The organism is Halalkalicoccus paucihalophilus, assembly GCF_001593955.1.
Taxonomy (GTDB): Archaea; Halobacteriota; Halobacteria; order Halobacteriales; family Halalkalicoccaceae; genus Halalkalicoccus; species Halalkalicoccus paucihalophilus.
This window is the reverse complement of record NZ_LTAZ01000011.1, coordinates 1-15,871: the sequence shown is the minus strand read 5'-3', so window position 1 is coordinate 15,871 and position 15,871 is coordinate 1. Positions and strand designations below refer to the sequence as shown.

The window sequence follows — 15,871 nt, the reverse complement described above, 5'->3', positions numbered from 1 at the left end:
ATCGATTACCACCAGCGCAGTCAGTGTCTCTCCTCTCGTCGAAGGACCAGATTATGGCTTTAAGCACGGTTCATAACAAAGTATCCAACCAAGGATCAACAATTGTGGATCAACTGACACACCGGCAGGCGCTCCAGAGAGGCGGAAGCATAGCACTCACACCTGGTGGACTGCCAGTGACGCGGACAGTCACCGCCAATCCAGAGTTCAGTGGGGGTCAGGGTAGCGGAACGGATATCTGGATGGCCTGCTGCACGTATCCTCAGTTCTCAGCAGGTTCGTGCTGACAGATTCCAAGTGCAAAGAGAACCAATAGTCATGAGAAACGAGACACACGATACGACCGCTGAATCGAACGCCGAACTGCTCGAAACAACTCGCCGAAGCGCACTTCGCGGGGTGGGCCTCGCAGGATTACTTGCAATGGCTGGTGGCGTCTCTGCCAGCCAATCCTCTTCGGAGGCGAACACCTGCCAAACTGGGACCAAGACGTCATCAAATGACGAGCCAATCCCAGTGACGTGGGAGAACTACCCTCGAGCCAACTGTCATGTTGCGTTCCAGACAATTGTCGATGTGGGCGGATTCGGACAGTTCTACCATCGCAGAAATGTCACCCCCATTGAGGATCAGGTTGCTGTCGGGGAGGACCGTGACGTGCTCGCCTCATTCGGGGTCTTCGATCTAACCGAGCCGGTCACCATCACACTACCGGACAGCGGTGACCGATACCGGTCGATGAACGTCCAGAACGAGGACCAATACGTGAAGAAGTACGCTACCGACCCCGGCGAGTACACGATAACACAAGACCTCGTAGGCACTCGGTATGCTGGCGTCGTGATTCGCGCGTTCGTCGACGCGAACGACCCAAACGATCTGGAACAAGTCCGGCAACTCCAGGATGAGACCGACGCGGAGCAATCGTCGGCTGGCTCGTTCGAGATCCCTAACTGGGATCAGCAGTCATACGAACAACTCACCGACGCGCTCGTCACAGTCGGATTCACACTGGGCGACTACTCGGGCGCGTTTGGCGACGTCGATGAGGTCGACCCCGTGAAATTTTTCATCGCCAGTACGGCAGGGTGGACCGGCGTTCCGAACCCATCAGAAGCGTTCGTCCTCCAACGGACTCCCGCCCAGAATGACGGCACGACGCCACACACACTCACCGTCGAGGATGTCCCCGTCGACGGGTTCTGGTCGATCAGCGTCTACAACAGCGACTTCTTCTTCGAGGAGAACGAGTACGATGCCTATACTGTGAGTAACGCGACCGCAGAGCCAAACGACGACGGCAGTGTCACGATCCATTTCGGTGGTGACCCCGACCAGCCGAACTTCCTCTATACACCAGAGGGATGGAACTACACGGTTCGGCTCTACCAGCCGCGCGAACCCATTCTCGACGGGAGCTATCAGTTCCCCGAAGCCCAACCGGTGGAGTGAAGCAAACGCGCAGATATCAGCCGTTCCGTCCGTTTGCGATTGATTCACCGTGATGTTGAACATCGACTCGTCTGCTGTCTTTTGCTGACGGTCGTTCTGAACTTATCCTCTGTAATCAGCACGCCACTCTTGCCAGCTATTAGTGACGTCGATTGCTGCTTCGGTATCTACTTGACCTGTCTGGAGTGATTGCTGCCATCTTCAGTTCCCAGCCAGGACGGATGACGTACCAGTTATCGAGAGGTGCGTATCGAGCAGTTCTTCGCTCCGATTTCCACACGAGAAGTGGATCGTCCGGTTCGGGTGAAGCGATCAGAGACCCCCGTGTATTATACTTCTATGCCGCCTTTCTCCGCTCAACAGATGGTTTTTGAACCGCTCTCCTCTCATCCACCGTTCATATATCCGAGCGAGAATGGGTAACGGACGCTCAGCCAGAGACTGGTTCTTATTCGAAGCAAATCGCTTGACCGTTACAGGAGTACTGACGATCGCCTGTTTCGTTCTCCTGACGGGTTTTAGCATGCTCGATCTCCCCTTTCAGTCGATATTAGGCGATGGAGACACGATTGAGACGCTGTTTCAGACCCTTATCGGTGTGCTCATCACTGGGATGACGCTTGTCGTCTCGATCAATCAGCTCGTCCTCTCCGAAGAGTTCGGGTCGCTGGGTCGCCAACGCGAGAGGATGGACAAATCGATGACGTTCAGGAAGGACTCCGAACGAGAGTTTCAGTGGACTGGCCCGCCGGAGCCGAACCGGTTCCTCAGTACGCTCATCAATACGAGCGTCGATCGGGCCAAAGCAGTTCAAGAGGCCGTGAACGGGAATCACGATCCCCTCCTTCGAGATCGGGTCGAGCAGCTGGTTGATCGGATCGCCACGAGTGCTGACGAGATCACCGACGAGTTAGAGGATGCACCGTTCGGCGAGTTCACGATAATGCAGGCCGCCCTCTCGTACAACTACTCATGGAAAATCTACCTCGTTCGTCGACTGTACTGGGAGCATCAAGAGAGTTTGAGTGAGGACGAGCAAGACGCGATCGATAACCTCGTCGATATCTTGGAGCTGTTTGGCCCGGCAGAGGAGTTTTTCAAGGCTCACTATCTCCAATGGGAGCTGGTGAACCTCTCCCGGCGGATCCTCTATACGGGGGTTCCAGCACTCATCTTCTCGATCTATGCTGCGCTCTATCTGAAACCCGAGGTCATCTCAGGGTCCGTATTCAACGTTCCCGTACTCGTCTGGCTCATCAATGGCGGAGTGACGTTCGCGCTGATTCCGTTCTTTATCTTTACGGCGTACGTCTTTCGGACAGCCTCGATCGCAAAGGAGTCGGGGGCTATCGGCCCGTTCGTCCTCCACGAATCGGAGCGAGCGCCTCTGATTGACTGGGAGGACTAACACGTCGCTCCGTCACGGTTCATACTTGCACAGTCCAAGATCCGTCGCTGGCCGAACGGCGACACCTCTCACCGGTCTGGAGTGCTTGGTGCCATCTTCAGTTCCCAGTCAGGACGAACGAAGCACCGGTTATGGAGAGCGTGAGAATGTTTCGGCGTGCAATCCAGTGAATGCTTATGCCTCTCGGTGACCTCGTATGAGAGATCCGATGGGGTTCTTCACAAAGGTCGGGCGACAGGTCGAACAGTTCAAACAGACGGCAAAGAAAACCGCTGAGGAAAACGCAGACTATCGATGTCGAGCGTGTGATGCGCGGTTTAATACTTCTGACCACCAGTGCCCAGAATGTGGCGCGAAGAACGTCGTGCCGACGAGAACGGAGGAGTGAGAATGAGACGATATATCCCGAGCAACCAGTACTAGTGGTAGAGATGACCGCTGTCGGGAGCGCTGGGCAACCCCAGTAGATCATCTGCGGCGGAGTTCACTAGAGGTACGGAGACAGTTATCGGTCAGTCGAGGCGTCGTAGCTCAGCCGCTGACCAGTTCGAGAGCGGTCCCGCACGACTCGGTACAACGCAGCGACGCCGACGGATTCAACGTAGAGAACAACCGTCGAAGCCCCCCAGATGACGGGCTCGGCCACGGTTCGAGTCAGGAACTGGTCCTGCAGCCAAACAGGTACCGTCAGCGCGAAATAGGCGAGTGCTGGAAAGACGAGGAGGAGCGTAAATGCGACTGCGACGTCTCGGCCGAGGAAGTATCTGGTAGGTTCAGTAAATCGGACCATGGCGCTGTATATGCTGTCTGAGGGGATAAACACGACAGTGACGAGAGAGAACGCGCCACAGGAGCCCGTTAGACAGGCCACGCCGAGTATATTATGCTCTGTCACACACGCAACACCGGCCCATCAAAAAGAGGGCTGAAGGGTTCACCGGAACGGGGAAAGAACCGGTATGGTGGCCAGCACCGACTTACAGCTGGAGAGGAGTGGCCGCTTCATACCCTCGATTATCTGTGAAGTGGTGATTAGTGAGCCATCGGGTCGTCGCTATGCATTGATTATGTTCGCTGGAACACTCGTCTTTGCGGGTTTCGACGGCTACTCCGCGATCAGTGGTGAGTCCTCCACAGCCAGTTGGCTCGGTTTCATGCTAGTCGGATCCGCTCTGGCCGGCATTGGCGAGTCCCTCTCGAAAGATCGACGGCGGGCAGCCGGCGGACGCCGTGTCACCGCGATTCTCGTATTGCAGTCTCTGCTGGCTCTCATCGTCGTTGCTCCTGCGTTCATCGTTGGAGACCTATAGAACCTTCCTGACGGCCGTTTTCCGCACCCACGAATGAATCGTACCAACCAATCCACGCTCACGTAATCTCGCGACCGCCCAGCCGATCCCAGCAGAGTCGTATATAGAAAAGAGGCTCTCAACAGAGGCGATTGCTGCGTTATCGCTTGTCGACTTCGCGTTTCTCCCAGTCTTTCTCGAAGAGGTTGATCGTGTGGACCCCCGCCTCGGTGTAGGCGTGGTCCTCGACGACATCCGTATCGAGCTCGATGCCGAAGCCGGGACCCTCCGGGACCTGCACGTAGCCGTCCTCGACCTCAAGGGGCTCCGTAAGGAGGTCGTCGACCCAGTCGACGTCGTAGGTCTGGAACATCTCCTGGATCAGGAAGTTCGGCGTCGCGGTACAGAAATGCGAGTAGATGGCGCCCGCGACCGGGCCCTGCGGGTTGTGCGGGGCAATACTGACGTGGTCGGCCTCCGCGAGCCCCGCGATCTTCTTGCCCTCAGTGATCCCACCCGTGTTCATCAGGTCGGGCTGGAAGACGTCGATGTCCGTCCGGGTCACGAGCTCGAAGAAGTCGTGTTTGGTCATGTGCCGTTCGCCGGTCGCGACCGGGATCGGTGATTTGTCGGCCACCTCGGCGAGGCTGCTGATCGAATCCGGCGGGCAGGGCTCCTCGTACCACGTGGGATCGAACTCGTCGAGCTTGCGCGCGATATCAACGGCTTGGGCGGCCGAAAAGCGCCCGTGACACTCGATCAGGAGGTCGATATCGGGGCCGACGGCCTCCCTGACCGCCCGGACGATGTCGACCGAATGGTTGACCTCCTTTTTGGACATGTGCTGCCAGGCGGTGCCGAAGGGATCGAACTTCATCGCGTCGTAGCCATCAGCGACGACGCGTTCTGCGGCCTCGGCGAAGCCCTCGGGCTTGCCCTCGGTGTCGGTGTACCAGCCGTTGGCGTACGCCCGCAGTTCATCGCCGTGGACCTGCCCACCGAGGAGATCGTAGACGGGTGTCTCGAGCAGTTTACCCTTGATATCCCAGCAGGCCATATCGACAGCCGAACAGACGGTGGTGTTGATGACGTTTTTGGAGAACCACTCGTCGCGGTACATCTCGAGCCAGATAGCCTCGGTGTCGAAGGGATCCTTCCCGATGAAGAAGTTCGACATCTCTTCGATGGCCGCGGCGACGGTGCGGGGTTTATCGTGAGTGGTGGCCTCGGCGAGACCAGTGACGCCCGCGTCGGTTTCGAGTTCGACGAACACCCAAGGTTTCCAGGGGTTCGCGACCAGATAAGTTTCGACATCCGTAATCGCTACATCCTCCATGCTCGGCTGGACAGTCGAACCCAAGGTAGTAATACCATCGGTACCGTCCAGCACATGCTGGGAGGGGAGGGGAACGCAATCTCGAGTCGAAGACGATTCGGACAGACTCATCGATCGACTCGAGAAACCCCTTGCGGATCGGATTCCAGACTTGAGGAGAGATTCACTTCACTCGTACGAGCTCTGCCACGATGATTTGATGTCACACATAGTCGACGAATTTTCGAACGAGACGGCGTCTCAACTGATACAGCCGTTCGGGGATGCAAAGCGCGCATAGGTATTGGCGATAGAATAACGGTCCTCTCGCTGAGAGACCGACTACGTCCGATCCAGTACGTTTGCAGACGAAAACGTGGTATCGTCCGATGAGTTCACGGTGGTAAACGGCTTCTCGACAGATCATAATGATGACCCCCAGTCGGCAATTCTGTCAGAATTCTCTCAGCAGAGTAGATAGTTTCAATTACCCGGGTGGTAAGTGTATAATTAATGCATGCAACGCGCCGCTATTGGATCACGATAGGACTCGTCGCCGTCCTTACGGTGGCGACCGTCCTCACTGCCCGCCCGCTTGTGGGTCTGGGGGCGGCACTGATCGGCGCAGTACTCCTCGCCTACCAGTATATCTTCATTCACGCGCTCGCGCGAACCGTCGAGGGCCTCACAGTCGAGATATTCACGGGTCGAGACTCGATTCTCACTGACGAGACGACAACGGTCATCCTCCGGGTTGCCGACCACGTAGGCTCACCGTTAGCGCTCGCAGTTGAGGCACGACCACCGGTTGGAGCCCGCCTCACGGGCACACGAGACGTCTCACTCGGTGCTGATGAAACCGATCACGAGGCCCAGACCGAGTTCGAGGTGACCTGGCCCGTCACGGGAACCTTCGAGTTCGATCGGCCCCAACTGGCGGTTGCCGATCGCTACGGGCTCTTCGAGGAGCAACTGCCGATCGATGCCCGCTCCTCACCGACAGTGACCGTCGAACCCCACCGACCACAGGAGATGCACGTCGGTAGCGGTGGTGAGCGCATCGGAGCCGCCTACGGCGAACACGAAGCAATGGCAATCGGATCGGGGCTCGAACCCGACGTCCTCCGAGAATACACGACCGGGGATTCTGCGGCCCGAATCGACTGGAAGACGACGGCCCGCATGAACAGCGCGTATGTCCGAGAATACGAGACCGATACCGATCGCGAGACGGTCATTCTAATGGACACTCGAGAGTCGATGACCGCGGGGCCGCCTGGGGAGACGAAACTCGATTACGCCCGCCAGGTCGGTATCGCGTTGGCCGACAACGCACACGAGTTCAACGACCCGCTGGGCCTCTATGTCGTCACTGACGAAGGACTGGCCACCCGATTCAAGCCGGCTGCAAACCGGCATCAGTACATCACGATCAAAGAGCGGATCCGGGACCTGGAGGGCGTCACCGAGGCGGACCCGGCGTCGCCAGGACGGACGCAGGCGGCGGCGCGTCGCGCGACTAACCAGCTCACCGATCAGTCGCCGTTCGCACGACGGCTCCGCCCGTTTCTCGAGGAACAAACGACCCGGATCCAGCAGATCGATCACGACCCGCTGGTCCGGACCATCCGCTCACACATCCGGCCGCTTCAGGGGGCGATCTGGACGGCCATTGTCACCGACGATACGAATCGGGCCGAGCTCCAGGAGGCAGTCAGTCTCGCGCGCCGCGGCAACGATCATGTCATGGTGTTTCTGGCACCCTCGGTACTGTTCGAATCGGGCGGCCTCTCGGATGTTGCGGGAGCCTATGACCGCTATCTCGAGTTCGAGGAGTTCCGCCGGCAGCTGTCCCGCATGCACCGCGTTACGGTATTCGAGATGGGACCCGGGGACCGCCTCGAAACCATCCTGACATCCGGCGCGCGTCTGTATCGTGACCGAACACGGCAGCCCCAGTCTTCGACGCCATGAGCACGGATCACACTACTACGGAGTCCACCACAGCGGCCGATGAGACAGTGACTGAAAGCGACTCCGAGACCGACGACGCCACGACGGAAACGACAGCGGCCAACGGCACCGCGAATAGGGATACAGAGCTCTCTGCGCCATCGGTATCTACACAGCGCTCACAGCAGATCCAGTTGATCGGGCTCCTTGGACTCGGGATCGTTGCCGCGGGGTTCTGGTTGGTCGCCGAGTGGATCGGCCTCCTCGCCGTCGTCATAATCGGTCTCACCTGGTACGTCCTCTCGAGTGCGTACGCAGTCGCGATCGGCCACGCCATGTTCCTGCCGGTGGCTTCCCGATCGCTAATACTGGAACCAGCGGTGCTCGTAGCTGAACTCGGGCTGATAATCCTTCTTCTGGCGCCCGCGATCACCACCGGCGCTCCTGAACGGTTCATTGGTGCGTTCCTCGTGAGTCTGATCGGTCTGAGTGGACTTGCGGCAGGTGCCTACTGGTGGAGCGACCGCCTGTGGATCGGCGCGGCCGTCCTGATCGGCGTCCTCGGACTGGCCGGGTACGGCCTCTATCGCTACGAACAGGTCCGTCTCGGACTCGTCGATACTGAGACCGAGACCGAGTCCGAATCCGAGTCAGCGGCTGGGAGGATCGACAGCGAGAGCACGCATACGGAGGATCCCATATGAGTCAACAGCAACAATCACAGCCACAGTCAACTGCGGATACGAATACGAGTACTACCGTCGACGCCGGCGGAGAAGCGGAAGGCGACACAGAGCTCGACGAGCGGACAACACTCGCTGCCCAGGTCGAACTCCTGCAGGAGGAAAACCAGCGCCTTCGACGAGCGTTCTCTCATGCTCGTCGGACCGACTACCGCCGATCGGCGACCGGCCTCGCGATCCTGGGTGTGCTTGCGATCGGTGGAGCCGTCCTGTTTTCAACGGTTCGGACCGTCCTCCTGGCGCTTGGTGCGACGGGGCTATTCGCGGCAGTCCTCTCATACTATCTGACCCCCGAACGATTCGTCTCGGCAGCCGTCGGAGAATACGTCTATGCAGCAAGTGTCGGCAACTACGATCGACTGATCACTGAACTCGGGCTCCAAGAGACACGCCTGTACATCCCGACGGCTCACGCCGGTGCCAATGCGAGCCAACAGTCCGCGCGACTGTTCGTCCCTGAACACCAGGAGTACACAGTACCAGCTCGAGAGGACCTCGATTCGCTGCTGGTGCTCACTGACGATCTCCAAGAACGCGGAGCAGCCTTCGAGCCGACCGGGATGGAACTCTTTCGTGAGGCCCGCCAGGCTATTGCGGGCGATATCGCGGATGAACCGGATTCGCTCTGTTCGCAGCTCGCGGATGCAGTCGTCGACGTCTTCGAGCTCGCGGACAGTGCAACGACCGAAGTCGACGGGAACGACGGGCGAGCCTCGATCGGAATCACCGGGAGTGCCTACGGAGCGATCGATCGATTCGACCACCCCGTGGCCTCCCTCTTCGGGACCGGGTTCGCACTGGGTCTCGAAACCCCTGTCACAGTGGAGGTCACGACCGGCGACGATCGAGCTGACTACCTCATTACCTGTCGGTGGGAGCTCGACGAACACGAAGAACAGTGATAATCTGATCGCGCATCCCGGCCGGTAGCCCGATCAGGGCACAGCAGGACGCTACGATTCAACGACACCCAACGTGAGGAGCAACGCAAGACCCATCAGAACAATCGCAAGCCCTTCCACCCCCAAATAGAGTATCCCTGTCACCGATCCGAACAGGTTGAATCCGACTTTCGACAGAAGAAAATTGAAGACCGTTATCGCTATTACACTCCCTAGGATGGCTAATACCAATTGTTGTGGAAGTCGTAGCATGGTGTAGGAGATATTATATCATCACTCTATTTCTTCTTTTCTATTGCTATTTTCAGTATTTTTACTATGCATTTTTATATATTTGAGGACTCACTCGTCTCTAGTCGCCTCTACACGGCAGTACGCAGGGTTGCTCTACGGGTAGCAAGCAACGAATGGGGTCGTTCTCACCGTACCTCCACGGACAAAGACAGCCATAGCAGGGATTATACTGTAAATAATAATAATGAGTTAGGTGATACGTACTAATACAGACCAATCAAGAGGTGATGTATATAAACAGGCGTAGAACACACGAGGACGCATACCCATCACACGAGGACGCTACAAGAATAGTGATAGAGGAGAATCAACAGAGTGTGATTCTCCCTGCGAGGGTCTAAACCGCCCGGTTTCTCCATTTGAGAGTGCTTCAGCTGTCTTTAGTTCTAGTCGATACGCCAGTCACCACTCGTAACTCCACCAATGCAGCGATTCAGCCCCGCCTTGAAGGACGAGGTCTTCTCGCGTGAATTACCCTACCCTACTTGTGCACGGCTGACGCTGTTCGCTCCTTGAGGGCAGGGCTTCCTGTTTCCACGACGGTGTCAGACTGGAGAGTCTGACAGCCGATCAGATTCCGGAGGAATCTGATGAACACGCTTTGCAGGAACCGAATCAGGTCGTCCCATCACTGTTTCAGGTCGGGGAGTTCGCCACAGATTGACCGAACGCGCTGTTTAACGGTGCCTGCGTCGTCGGGAATCTGACTGAATCGGTAGAGCGCGTGATTGTATAGTTGCCGACAAATATCGCGGTGACGGTCCAACTCCTCACAGTGGGCGTCGGATGGTGTGAGGCGATACTTGTAGGCGTAGTACATCTGCTACTCTGCAGTTAGCTAATTCCCAGCATCATCGGGTGCTCCAGGAAGGGTTTCGCAGGGAATTCCGTCGTCGTCAGGGTCGAGGTTATAGGGGTCACTCGGCTCATAGTCGAGAGCTCTCTGTGCTTCCTCCCAGTTATCAAAGTCGTCGCAACTAAGATCCTCAGGTGGTTCTTCCGGCAGCTCAGAGTCTTGCGGTGGCTCTTCTGGTACCTCTGATTCTGAAACCGAGTCATCGGTGTCGCTTTCGTCCTCCTCAGTGGCCGTCTCAGTGTCGCCGTCAGAGTCGCTGCTATCGTCGGTATCAGCCGTCTCAGTGTCACTACTGTCGGTGCCATCACCACCAGTTTCTGAGTCGGAGGTTGAGCTCGGATCGCCCGTCTCGTCAGACGAATCCTCACTGTTGGACGTATTCTCATCGGACGTCGAAGAGGAGTCTGAGGAGCCACTGTCCTCTTCAGTCTCATCGGCAGTACTGGACTCACTGGTATCGTTCTCGTCATCAGAGGGAACGGAACTATCGTTAGAAGCACTATCCGTGGTGTCTTCTGTCCCCTCATTGTCGGAGGGTTCAGTACTGCTGTTGTCGCTGTTGTTGTCAACGTCGTCAGTACTACCGCTCTCGACGTTATCGTGCTCTTCTTCGAGATCCTCGCTTCCATCAGGTGATTGATTAGTATCGTTACTATCGGTTGGTCCACCCTCTCCCCAGCCCGCACAACCGGACAGTAGGAGTGAGATGCAAACCAAGAGGACGAGTAGTGCGTGTCTTTTCGTTCTCATTGTTATGATTCGTCTATATCGTCAGTTGCATGATGTATTTGTACAATCTTAATACTAGCCGTATTATATCGCATCCAAATAATCTTCTATTTTCGTACTATAATACACGTAGTTACAAGGAGTACACTAGTACGAGTTCCGCTCGTAATTTCTCCTAGTAGTGAAGACACCATGTAACCGCAAGAATCGAGAGCTCCTGCTTTGTATCCGAGCCACCTAACCACCCGTTTTGGCGAATCGCATCATCTTGCTCGTATGAGTGGCTGGTCGATTCAGCACCAAGGGTTGAACACCACTCTCAACGACCGAGTGAAGTAAGGAAAGATCAGTGCTTCTTCTCGCCACGAGTGACGCGAGCATAAAACGACCCTTCAAAGAGCGATAAGACACTTGCCGGCAGTACAAAAGACGAGAGACTACCTCCACAGTAGCAACCGAATATTCCGGTAGAAGGTGAAGCCAATCACTGGTTTCGCGACGTTTGAGAGTGACGAGAGACAACAGCGTAGACACAATTCATCTAATAGCGTATAATACACCGACGTGAGGAGATCAGTCTTCGGTTCTCATCCCAGATTCGGAGATATCCCTTTCATCTTCGGAGGGGAGCCGCCATTCGAGTGTTCCTTTATCGATTCCTCTACTAACGGACTTGACAGCCATATCAAGTAATTCATATGCTTGTGTCCGTTCGTCTAATTCATCACGAATAAGAGCTATTTCCTCCTGATGAACTCTCAGTTGGTCAACAGCATACTCATCTAATTCGCCATTTTCACTATCCTTATCCATGATTGATCACAATGTATTCGTAAGAAGACGCAATTCTGTTTTGAAAGATGGGCCCGGCAGCGGACGTGCTGGTCTCGCCACGTGCGAGAGATGGATTATAAATATTCACTTAGTATTGTACTCGAATTTATTCTCTATATTATTAATTCTATTGGTGACAGGCAGTCGATACCGCATGTAGTATTAGATGAAATATTCGTCATGATAGTGGATGGTTCCACATAGATCCGTATTGATACAGACATATAATATACTGACAAAATTGATATAACAGGGATTTAGTGTGTAGACTATAGTATGAAAACGAGATTATCTAAATGGCTCTCAGTAGGAGAAGGATTGCCAGCACAACCTACTTCATTACAAATCAGACGTGGGACAAAAGCACTCGTCTCAACAGCGGATCGAGTCCTTCTCGTTAAAGAACAATACACAGATGGGTCCCTGTTCTGGACGTTGCCTGGAGGCGGAGTGAAGACGAACGAATCACTGGTCGATTGTCTTACTCGAGAAATAGTTGAAGAGTTAGGATGCCGGCCAGTCATCAACGAGCCAGTGACAACAGTCTGGTACGCCCACTCAAGCAAGCAGAAGATGTTCTCAGTCTATACGGTTTTTGAGTGTTCGCTTCTATCGATTCCAGCACCAAACAAGAAGGAAGGAATTCTCGAGTACCAGTGGATGTCCCCGACTGCTCTCCCCCCTTCGACACTCCCACAGATCCGTCACCTATTCGAGTGTCTGGTTGATAGCTAAACGGCTATTCACAGAACAGTGTATAACTGCACTCGAGTGATACTATAGCAAGGAAGGGGAATCGACTGGTTAAGGGACAAATTATTTTTCCTGTTATTTTCATTCTAATTGAATTTCTAATGTTAAGTAGATACTCATCGATGAAGGTACCAAGACTACAATCGAATCGGCGCTGCCAGATGCTCTCCGTATTCCGAAGATCTTCCACCTTGACTATATCTCGATTAGAACTCTGGTAAGACCTGACAAACTGCTTGACTTGCTCTTCGCTAGAGGAAGCCCCGTTTCAACAAATGCATCAATAGAACTAGCTGATCGATAGTAGTTTTTCACTATTCTTATTTTTACCCTAGTCGAATTATTTATTATCTATTAGGCATAAGTAAAAATACCTTCCACGAAATGGAAGGTGGATGGCAATGAGGTCGGTCACTGGATGGAGTGTTACCTCCCGACCTCATTGATGAGACAGTCCTCATAGGAATCCGAGTTATCTAGTTATCTAGTTATCGCCAATTCCTCATCTACTGATCGAAAAGCCATGTAAACTACTTCGCTCTGTTTGGCCCGCTGATCTCGGCACGAACGGAACTTCCTATTTTGATGATGCGCTATGCAGATGCCGAACGAACGTTCATAGGGAGTCCGGCCACCGCCGGTAACGAGAACGAAGCTCTTGGTCGCACGTCAGATTCGCTCCGCGGTTCTGAGAAAGCCACACCTCCTTCGATGATCCACGAGCCAGGATCTTGAAAGCGGTATCGAGACCTGTCGGCTTCGAACCGGACGAGAGACACGGTGTTTTTGAACCCAGAGTAGCCTCTCGAGTGAAACGGTCCGCATGGTCTTATAGAGTCCCAGTGGGTCGACGACAACAAAGGGCGTCCATTCCTGCTTGCAGTTGTCTCGAGTATTCGGGGACCATCCCCACGACACTGACGCGCAGTCCAGTAGCTTCTTCGTGGTGAGATCTTCGCCTGCTATGAGAGTGTACTCCCACTGGTAGTAGACGGCAAGTTCACGGAGGAACACCTGACGTGTTTGTTTCAGTCGATCAGATCATTATGCGATGACGCGCTGTTGCTTGTAGTTCACCGAACCATATTCGTCCACGACAGCGCGCATTGTTGGCGTTTGAATCACTCGTACTCGCCGGAAAGGTCGGAGCCTTAGCGCCAGCGGTGAGGTGATCGCTGAGAACACGATTAGCTCGTTCTATAGAAACATGAGTGTACGATTGGAGTCGATTAGGAGCAATCGGTAGACCAATCGAACACACACACGGGTAGTTTCTACCCGTATATACCAGTAAGTATCATATTATTTAGAAGTATGGTCGTCTGACTGGCCTTTTCGCTATTAATAGATTTTCAATACGCGTAATGTGACAACAGATAGATCTTACTCATACACTCATGGGAACGGTCGTTGGCTATGCCGTCCAACTCTCAGTATCTTTGTGACAGCTCCTCAATAGGGATAACACTACCCTCGTGCAAGAAGAGTGAAGTCAAAAGGTAGATAATGAGATATATTGTAGTGAACTCTCCCGACCTACCGCGCTCGGGACACACGATCGGTGCCGCCTGTTCTTGCGTTCAAACATCAGCCGCATTGTGGTGACTGTCTTACTACCCATTCGTCTATAGGGAGAGTAGCCTGCTAATCTCGCGGATGTAGCCGATGACGGCGGGCGTATCTCCCCTATTCACGCCGTGGGCACTCGTTGAGGAAGAGACTCTTACCCGGCTACAATTTAGGTGAAGACGATATTTTAGTATTAAAAGGATAGATTTAATAGATATAAGTATGTATTAAAAATTGCACAGTGACAAACCGACGGCTATATCGCATTCCGTCGAACGCCATATCTTGTCAGTCCAGACGTCAATCCTGTTTGTCGCTGTGTGGCAACCAGTGCCGATCACTATCCAAATCGAAATCGTCGCTTTCAGATACGAGTAAAGGGATATCAGTTGGGTTTAGAACGTCTCTACCACTGCTCAGTACGACTTTTAACAGTCATATGCGAGATATAGATAGTTGATTCTGGATTATTCATAGAGAAAACAGTCAATAGAGTGAACAGTTAGGAATAATACAATATAGTGCGCACACCACCCCTAGTAGCAAGAGGGTTCATTGGGTCGATCTCGAATGAGAGCATCGCGATCAGTTGGTAATTTATAAGGTGAATATCGTATCTGATCTACCGAGACTGAAGCCGGAACTCGCCTCTTAGTAATTCTCTTAATTCCAATATTATAAGAGTAAATATATATTGTACTTGTGTTATCCTGGGTTGTAGAAATGGTTGACCAAAGCCACACAGACGACCCCGACTCGAACAATCACTGGACACGACGCACCTTCATCGGTGCACTCGGCGCCGCCGGCATCGCCGGCGCCGCCGCCAACGTCAACGCCCAGACCCAACCCACCGACCCCGTCACCGAACTCGAAAACGCTGCCGACGGCAATGTCGACCTGCGCGCGTTCGACGAGGTCCTCGGCCGCCTCGAACGCGCCGCCGATGCCCTCGAATTCCCCGCCCGCCGCATCGGCTCTGCGCCCCGCGGCCAACAGCATGGCGCCAGCCGCTGGGGCATCCACTTCAGCACCGACCAGCCCATCCACCTCGGCACCGCCACCGTCGATGCCGACCAATCCGGGACCTTCACCGCCGTCGTCGCCGACTACGACGGCAACAATCAGTTCGATCCCGTCCACCAGCGCGACATCACGGTCGAGGCGGGCATCAACGAGATCAACCTCGATATGGCTCTCGAACCCGGTGAGTACCTCCTCACGCGCGATGGGGGCTTCCCGCTGCGGCGCAGTGCCTGGAGCGGGTGGGAGAGCCAGAGTCGTGATGGTCTCGAACTCTACGGCGGGTCGAAACCCGGATACGAGAGCAACCGCTACTGGTACTACTACTTCGACCTCCACGTCGCCGCTCACGAAGACGCGCATCTCTAAGACCACCACAGACTACACCACGCCAATCAGCCCAAACTAGACACTACTACACCATACCATACTCATGCCAGATTACTTCACCAACCAACGCATCCAAGAAGCCCTCCACGATCGCCCCATCGCTGGCGGGACGGGCTACCACGCCGACATCAGTCTCGACGACGCCGACATCATCGTCGATGATCAGGACTCGTTTGCCAGCGCACTCACCAGCAACGCCGCCGTCATCGGGATCGACGGCCACACCCGGATCGATCTCTCGGGGCGGGATTACGAACTCGCCGATCAGACGATCATCTCCGATCGCGGGATCGACGGCTCACCCGGCGCCCTCCTCTATACCACCGATCAGGGCGCCGACTCGCCCGCCTGGGACGGGGGC

12 protein-coding genes and 1 pseudogene are annotated in these 15,871 nt (G+C 54.9%); 8 read left to right on the top strand and 5 right to left on the bottom strand.

The features are described 5' to 3' along the window. Positions 1–318 precede the first annotated feature (318 nt). Both HAPAU_RS14325 and HAPAU_RS14320 read left to right on the top strand, forming a co-directional pair. Positions 319–1,452, top strand: a complete 1,134-nt coding sequence (locus HAPAU_RS14325; protein ID WP_084383743.1) for a DUF1214 domain-containing protein — start codon at positions 319–321, stop codon at positions 1,450–1,452. 466 nt (positions 1,453–1,918) lie between these two features. Further along, positions 1,919–2,860 (top strand): hypothetical protein, encoded by a 942-nt coding sequence (locus HAPAU_RS14320; protein ID WP_211263588.1) that lies wholly within the window; start codon positions 1,919–1,921, stop codon positions 2,858–2,860. Between the two features lie 505 nt (positions 2,861–3,365). Here the strand turns inward: HAPAU_RS14320 and HAPAU_RS14315 are convergent. Continuing rightward, positions 3,366–3,650 carry a hypothetical protein gene (locus tag HAPAU_RS14315; protein ID WP_157078483.1) on the bottom strand — a complete coding sequence of 95 codons (285 nt, stop codon included), beginning with the start codon at positions 3,648–3,650 and terminating at the stop codon, positions 3,366–3,368. A 659-nt stretch (positions 3,651–4,309) separates the two neighbouring features. Next, the gene (locus HAPAU_RS14305; protein WP_066384085.1) at positions 4,310–5,485 is read right to left on the bottom strand and encodes a mandelate racemase/muconate lactonizing enzyme family protein; all 1,176 of its coding nucleotides are present in this window, start codon (positions 5,483–5,485) and stop codon (positions 4,310–4,312) included. A 492-nt stretch (positions 5,486–5,977) separates the two neighbouring features. On the opposite strand from HAPAU_RS14305, the gene HAPAU_RS14300 reads away from it, so the two are divergent. From HAPAU_RS14300 to HAPAU_RS14290, 3 genes are read left to right on the top strand one after another with little or no spacing between them, the layout of a single operon-like run. Then, complete coding sequence (locus HAPAU_RS14300) at positions 5,978–7,438, top strand: DUF58 domain-containing protein (RefSeq protein WP_066384082.1); 1,461 nt, start codon at positions 5,978–5,980, stop codon at positions 7,436–7,438. Next, on the top strand, positions 7,435–8,121 hold the full coding sequence (locus tag HAPAU_RS14295) for a hypothetical protein (protein WP_066384076.1): 687 nt from the start codon (positions 7,435–7,437) through the stop codon (positions 8,119–8,121). The genes HAPAU_RS14300 and HAPAU_RS14295 overlap by 4 nt, the downstream gene beginning before the upstream one ends. Then, positions 8,118–9,062: a hypothetical protein gene (locus HAPAU_RS14290; RefSeq protein ID WP_066384074.1), complete on the top strand. Its 945-nt coding sequence runs from the start codon at positions 8,118–8,120 to the stop codon at positions 9,060–9,062. The genes HAPAU_RS14295 and HAPAU_RS14290 overlap by 4 nt, the downstream gene beginning before the upstream one ends. A gap of 922 nt (positions 9,063–9,984) precedes the next feature. Here the strand turns inward: HAPAU_RS14290 and HAPAU_RS14280 are convergent. From HAPAU_RS14280 to HAPAU_RS14270, 3 genes are all read right to left on the bottom strand, one after another. Continuing rightward, complete coding sequence (locus HAPAU_RS14280) at positions 9,985–10,176, bottom strand: helix-turn-helix domain-containing protein (protein ID WP_066384066.1); 192 nt, start codon at positions 10,174–10,176, stop codon at positions 9,985–9,987. An 18-nt stretch (positions 10,177–10,194) separates the two neighbouring features. Further along, complete coding sequence (locus HAPAU_RS14275; RefSeq protein WP_066384064.1) at positions 10,195–10,962, bottom strand: hypothetical protein; 768 nt, start codon at positions 10,960–10,962, stop codon at positions 10,195–10,197. 552 nt (positions 10,963–11,514) lie between these two features. Next, on the bottom strand, positions 11,515–11,754 hold the full coding sequence (locus HAPAU_RS14270; RefSeq protein WP_066384062.1) for a hypothetical protein: 240 nt from the start codon (positions 11,752–11,754) through the stop codon (positions 11,515–11,517). Positions 11,755–12,051: 297 nt separating this feature from the next. On the opposite strand from HAPAU_RS14270, the gene HAPAU_RS19810 reads away from it, so the two are divergent. The 3 genes and pseudogenes from HAPAU_RS19810 to HAPAU_RS14260 all read left to right on the top strand — a co-directional run. After that, a complete protein-coding gene (locus HAPAU_RS19810; RefSeq protein ID WP_084383741.1) occupies positions 12,052–12,510 on the top strand; it encodes an NUDIX hydrolase in 459 nt (152 codons plus the stop codon). Between the two features lie 2,310 nt (positions 12,511–14,820). Continuing rightward, entirely contained in the window at positions 14,821–15,489 is a 669-nt protein-coding gene (locus HAPAU_RS14265) for a twin-arginine translocation signal domain-containing protein (protein ID WP_066384060.1), read from the top strand. Positions 15,490–15,553: 64 nt separating this feature from the next. Further along, positions 15,554–15,871: pseudogene (locus HAPAU_RS14260) on the top strand (hypothetical protein); the annotation flags it as partial.

Bases quoted from the DNA above. Each gene is read 5' to 3' on its own strand.
- HAPAU_RS14305 (WP_066384085.1), bottom strand. From the start codon at position 5,485: ATGGAGGATGTAGCGATTACGGATGTCGAAACTTATCTGGTCGCGAAC.
- HAPAU_RS14280 (WP_066384066.1), bottom strand. From the start codon at position 10,176: ATGTACTACGCCTACAAGTATCGCCTCACACCATCCGACGCCCACTGT.
- HAPAU_RS14300 (WP_066384082.1), top strand. From the start codon at position 5,978: ATGCATGCAACGCGCCGCTATTGGATCACGATAGGACTCGTCGCCGTC.
- HAPAU_RS14290 (WP_066384074.1), top strand. From the start codon at position 8,118: ATGAGTCAACAGCAACAATCACAGCCACAGTCAACTGCGGATACGAAT.
- HAPAU_RS14265 (WP_066384060.1), top strand. From the start codon at position 14,821: ATGGTTGACCAAAGCCACACAGACGACCCCGACTCGAACAATCACTGG.
- HAPAU_RS14275 (WP_066384064.1), bottom strand. From the start codon at position 10,962: ATGAGAACGAAAAGACACGCACTACTCGTCCTCTTGGTTTGCATCTCA.
- HAPAU_RS14295 (WP_066384076.1), top strand. From the start codon at position 7,435: ATGAGCACGGATCACACTACTACGGAGTCCACCACAGCGGCCGATGAG.
- HAPAU_RS14315 (WP_157078483.1), bottom strand. From the start codon at position 3,650: ATGGTCCGATTTACTGAACCTACCAGATACTTCCTCGGCCGAGACGTC.
- HAPAU_RS14325 (WP_084383743.1), top strand. From the start codon at position 319: ATGAGAAACGAGACACACGATACGACCGCTGAATCGAACGCCGAACTG.
- HAPAU_RS14270 (WP_066384062.1), bottom strand. From the start codon at position 11,754: ATGGATAAGGATAGTGAAAATGGCGAATTAGATGAGTATGCTGTTGAC.
- HAPAU_RS19810 (WP_084383741.1), top strand. From the start codon at position 12,052: ATGAAAACGAGATTATCTAAATGGCTCTCAGTAGGAGAAGGATTGCCA.